The following is a 4,566-nucleotide window of genomic DNA, read 5'->3' as shown; positions in this document are numbered from 1 at the left end:
CGTGGCGCGGGGTGCGGCGGCCGGGGTTGGTTCCGGCGAGGGCGCTGCTGCGCCGGGCGTGGCGGCCGCGGGCGGTGCCGGGTGCCGGGCGGCCAGGGCCTCGGCGACGTCGGCGAGGGTGCCGTGCTGGAAGAAGAGGGTGCGGCTGCGCTCCCCCAGGTCCTCCTCCAGCCGGGAGTTCAGCCGGGTGATGAGGAACGAGCTGAGTCCGAAGTCCTCCAGCGGGACGTCGGCGCGGACGTCCTCGACGGAGAGTCCGGCCGTCTCGGCGAACACCCGGCCCAGGTACTCCGTCGCCCAGCCGCCGTCGGCGGGGGCCGCGCCGCGCGGCGCCCGGGGTGCCTCGGACGCGAGCGGGACGGTCTCCGCGCCCCGGGGTGAGTACGGGTCCGGGTCCGGTACGGCGTCCCGCGGGGCGCCGGATGCCGTCGACTCCCGGGGGCTCCCGGGCTCGTGGGAGGTGCCGGGCGCGTCGTCGAGGTCGTCGGATACGGCGTCCCCCGGAGCGCCGGATGCCGTCGGCTCCCGGGTGCTGCCCGGCTCGTCGGAGGTGCCGGGCGTGTCGTCGAGGTCGTCGAACGGGTAGGCGGGCAGGGCCACTTTCCGCCGGGGGGCGGGCCACAGGCCGCGCCAGTCCACGTGGCCGCCCGACAGCCACACCGCCAGCGCCTCCCGGGCGTCGGACACGGGAGTCGGCTCGGCGGTGTGCGAGGTGGCGAGGTGGGCGACGACCGAGCGGCGGGCCGCGGCCGACGGGCGGCCGTGGACCACGTCGTCCAGGGCGGTGCGCAGCTCCGTGAGGCTGCCGCACAGGACGGCGAGCCGGTGGCCGAGCGGCACCCGCCCGGTCTGGGTGGTGAAGGCGAGGTCGGGGAGAGCGGGGGCCCGTGCGGTGTCCCGCGTGTCGTCGAGGTGGTCCCGGTAGAGCCGGGCCAGGCGCACGAGCCGTTCCTCGTCCGCCGCCGAGAGGAGGACCATCTGAACCTTCGCGTCGTGCACCACGTTCACCCCTGTCGTCCGACGGCCGGTGTCCGGAGCCGAAGCTAGCGGCGGGACGGGGCGGGCCCCGCTCACTCCTGAGCGTCGGTCAGCGCGCCGGGGTGACGTCCCGCGCGGTGCAGGCCGTCCACAGCTTGGGCAGGAGCCCGCCGGAGCCGGCCTGGCGCAGCCGGGTGACCCCGGCCCCGCTGAGGTAGGTCATGCTCTCGGACCAGCGCACGGGCCGGTACAGGTGCTGGGCGAGCAGTTCGGCGAGGCGTTCCGGCCGGTGCGGCCGGGCGGTCACGTTGGAGACGACGGGGATGCGGGGGGCCCGGAAGGGCACCTGGGCGAGCGCCTCGGCGAATCCGGCGGCGGCCGTCGCCATGTAGCGGGAGTGGCCGGGGTTGGGGGCGTCGATGAGGGTGGCCCGGCCGGTGCCGCCGCGGCGTACGACGGCGGCGAGGGCGCGCAGGGAGCCGGTCGGGCCGGACAGGACGGTCTGGTCGGGGGCGTTGAGGTTGGCGAGGTCGAGGTCGGTGAAGCCCTCGGTGGCCAGGACGGCGGTCAGCGCGTCGGTGCCGAGTCCGGTGACCGCCAGCATGCCGCCCGGGACGGGGCACTCGGAGATCAGCCGGGCGCGCAGGAGGACGAGCCGGAGGCCGGTGGCGAAGTCGATGCTGCCGGCGTGGCAGAGCGCGGTCAGCTCGCCCATGCTGTGCCCGGCCAGGTAGGCCGGTTCGGGCTCGTCGAGCGCGGCGAGGTGGGTGAGGACGAACAGGGTCGGCTGGGTCCGGGTCAGGTGCCGCCAGGGGGTGCCGGACTCCGCGGTGAGGACGGGGCGCAGGGCGTGGCCGAGGATGTCCTCGGCCTGCCGCACGCGGTCGGGGTACCGGTCGAGGAGCTCCGCGCCCTTCGGTCCGCGCAGCGCGCCCTGCCCGGGGAAGGCGAGCGCCGTCAGCACGCGTCTACACCTCCCACGGCATCCGCTGGTGGCGTACGAAGTTGTCGATCCGGGTGCGGACGACGGGTGAGTCGAGGAGCCGCGCGAACACCTCTCCGGCGTGGTCGCGGGCGGTGTCCGGCAGGGGCGCGAGGCGCGCGCAGTACGCCTTGGCCTCGGCGACCGTGGGCCGGTCGATCTTGGTGACGCGGCCCAGGAGCCGGCGCCGCTGCTGCCCGTGGGTGCCCTCCAGCTCGTCGACGAGGCCGAAGGAGCGCGCGTCGGACGCGGTGACGCCGGCGGTGGACAGGGTCATGGCGTACGCCCGCTGGAAGCCGACCCGGCGCATGAGGAAGGGCAGGATGGCGCAGGGCAGCAGGCCCCACAGGGCCTCGGGCAGGGCGAAGGTGCTGCGTTCGGTGGCGAGCACCAGGTCGCAGGCGGCGGCGAGGCCGACTCCCCCGCCGAGCACCTGGCCGTCGACCGAGGCGAGCACGGTCACGGGGACCTCGGTGATGCGGCGCAGCAGGTCGAAGAAGTCGCTGCCGCCCTTGGTCTGCTGGTCGGCGGAGAGTTCGGCGAGGTCCATGCCGGAGCAGAGGGTGCCGCCGGTGCCCTCGACGACGACGGCGCGGGTGCGCGGGTCGGCCGCCGCCGTCTCGAGGGCGTCGCGCAGCAGGCCGACGTCGTCGGCGGTGAGGCTGTTGCGCCGGTGCGGCCGGTTGATGACGAGGCGGACGACGGGTCCGTCGCGGTCGGTGAGGACGGCGGGGCCGGTGGTGTGTGTGGTCATCAGGCCCACCCGTACTGGCGGTGGTAGCCGTCGATGCGTTCCAGCACCAGCAGGCCGCGGCCGGTGAACTCCTTGCCCAGCTCGCCGTAGGAGTCCAGGTCGAAGCGGGCGTCGCGGACCCCGAACCGGGCCCGGTCGCCGGCGGCGGCGACGGTGTCGTACTCGGCGACGGTCAGCGGGCGGCGGGCGGCCAGGGCCTCCTCCACGCCGAGCGCGGCGAGGTCGTGGACGGCGCGGGGGTGGACGACGCCGCTGAAGAACTCCGAGGCGCAGCCGGAGCCGTAGGAGAACAGGCCGATGCGGCGGGGTTCGGTGAAGTCGCCGTGCCGGATGAGCGAGCACAGGGCGAGGTAGAGGGAGGCGGAGAAGATGTTGCCGACCTCGGCGCCGTACTCCATGGAGGGCCGTACCCGGCGCTCGTAGTCCGCGTCGACCTCGTCGCGGCCTGCCGTGCGCTGCTGGCGCAGCAGGCGCCGGTGGGCGCCGCGGACCATGCCGACGAACGGGGTGTGGAAGGCGAGGTAGCCGAAGCCGTCGACGATGTCGGCGCCGTCGACGCGGTCGCGGTAGGCCTCGAAGGAGTGCTGCAGGCATTCCAGGTAGGCCAGCATGGACACGTCCTGGTTGACGATGTCGATGCCGGGGCCGGGGCGGAAGGTGTCCATGACCTCGAAGGTGTGGCAGCCGCTGGCGCCGAGGTCGAGTTCGAGGGCGGTGGCGTCCCGGCCGACGAGCATGGCGACGGCTCCGGCGCCCTCGGCGCCCTCCCACTGCTCGCCGAGCGCGGGCACTCCGGCGGCGTCGGCGGCGACGACGAGGGCGAGCGCGTCGTCGTAGGGGCTGGCGTGCACCATGCCGGCCGCGGTGTGCAGGGCGGCGGTGCCTCCGTAGCAGGCCTGTTTGACCTCGAAGGAGCGGCAGCGGGGGCCCAGTTCGAGGTAGCGGTGGACGTAGGTGCTGAGGGACTTGCCGAGGTCCACACCGGACTCGGTCGCGACGACGACCGCCTCGATGCGGTCGCGTTCGGCGGGGGTGAGGCCGCGGACCAGCGGGAGGGCGGCGTTGACGGCGTTGGTCACCGCGTCCTCGAACGGCATGTTGACCGATTTGCGGCGCATCATGAGGTTGCCGAAGCGGCTCATGTCGTGGCCCCGCGCCTCGTACAGGCTCCTGATGTCGACGCTCATCCGTCCCACGTACGGGTGGAGGGCTCTGATTCCCACGCCCATGCGGCTCTCCCGTCTGCCGGAACGCGCCGGCGTCCGTCTGGCCCGGGGGCCGATCATGCACAGGGCGGCGGGCCGACGGCTGCACACTATTGCGCAGTCGGGGGGCAGGTTCGGCCATGACACTGGCGCAGGCCGGATGACCGGAAACGGAACGTTCCGTTACGCGGGCCGGGGATCTCCGGTTGGCGCGTACGGGGGGTTTTCAGGCTGCTCGTCCCGTGTTCGGATGTGCCTGCGAAGGGGGGTGCTCGACGATGCGAGACAGTCGGCAGGTGGCGCACGTGTGGTGCAGGACGGTGGCCGAGACGGCCGGGTCCGGTGACGTTCTTCGTCCGGCGGATGTCGAGTGGGCCCTGGACGAGGCCGAGTTGCGGCGCAGAGAAACGTTGCGCCGCCCGTCGGACCGGTCCCTGTTCACCGCGGCCTGGGGGCTGGTGCGCCACTCCCTCAGCGAGGTCGAACCCCGGGTCGCTCCTCACGAGTGGCGGTTTTTGCGCTCGGGTCTCGGCCGCCCCGAGGTGCACGCCCCCCACTGGTGCCGTTCGCTGCGGTTCAACCTGTCGCACACGGACGGGGCGGTGGCCTGCGTGGTCACCCGGGAGCTGCGGTGCGGGGTGGACGTC

4 protein-coding genes and 1 pseudogene are annotated in these 4,566 nt (G+C 74.4%); 1 reads left to right on the top strand and 4 read right to left on the bottom strand.

Annotated elements, in window-relative coordinates:
- The 4 genes from G3I53_RS07895 to G3I53_RS07880 form a co-directional block, all read right to left on the bottom strand.
- The coding region (locus G3I53_RS07895) for a phosphopantetheine-binding protein (RefSeq protein ID WP_164438161.1) at positions 1 to 1,002 on the bottom strand (1,002 nt) is incomplete at its 3' end.
- A gap of 85 nt (positions 1,003 to 1,087) precedes the next feature.
- Entirely contained in the window at positions 1,088 to 1,942 is an 855-nt protein-coding gene (locus G3I53_RS07890; RefSeq protein WP_164333069.1) for an acyltransferase domain-containing protein, read from the bottom strand.
- A 4-nt stretch (positions 1,943 to 1,946) separates the two neighbouring features.
- Positions 1,947 to 2,714 carry an enoyl-CoA hydratase-related protein gene (locus tag G3I53_RS07885; RefSeq protein ID WP_164333068.1) on the bottom strand — a complete coding sequence of 256 codons (768 nt, stop codon included), beginning with the start codon at positions 2,712 to 2,714 and terminating at the stop codon, positions 1,947 to 1,949.
- Positions 2,714 to 3,943, bottom strand: a complete 1,230-nt coding sequence (locus G3I53_RS07880) for a hydroxymethylglutaryl-CoA synthase (protein ID WP_164333067.1) — start codon at positions 3,941 to 3,943, stop codon at positions 2,714 to 2,716. Before G3I53_RS07880 ends, G3I53_RS07885 begins: the two co-directional genes overlap by 1 nt.
- Before the next feature lie 254 nt (positions 3,944 to 4,197).
- Between G3I53_RS07880 and G3I53_RS07875 the strand changes: the two are divergent.
- Positions 4,198 to 4,566: pseudogene (locus tag G3I53_RS07875) on the top strand (hypothetical protein); the annotation flags it as partial.

Origin of the sequence: Streptomyces sp. SID14436 (assembly GCF_010548465.1) — a bacterium.
GTDB lineage: Bacteria > Actinomycetota > Actinomycetes > Streptomycetales > Streptomycetaceae > Streptomyces.
This window is presented reverse-complemented; position numbering and strand designations above follow the sequence as displayed.

Coding starts and splice junctions, on each gene's coding strand:
- G3I53_RS07885 (WP_164333068.1), bottom strand. CDS start 2,714: ATGACCACACACACCACCGGCCCCGCCGTCCTCACCGACCGCGACGGA.
- G3I53_RS07880 (WP_164333067.1), bottom strand. CDS start 3,943: ATGGGCGTGGGAATCAGAGCCCTCCACCCGTACGTGGGACGGATGAGC.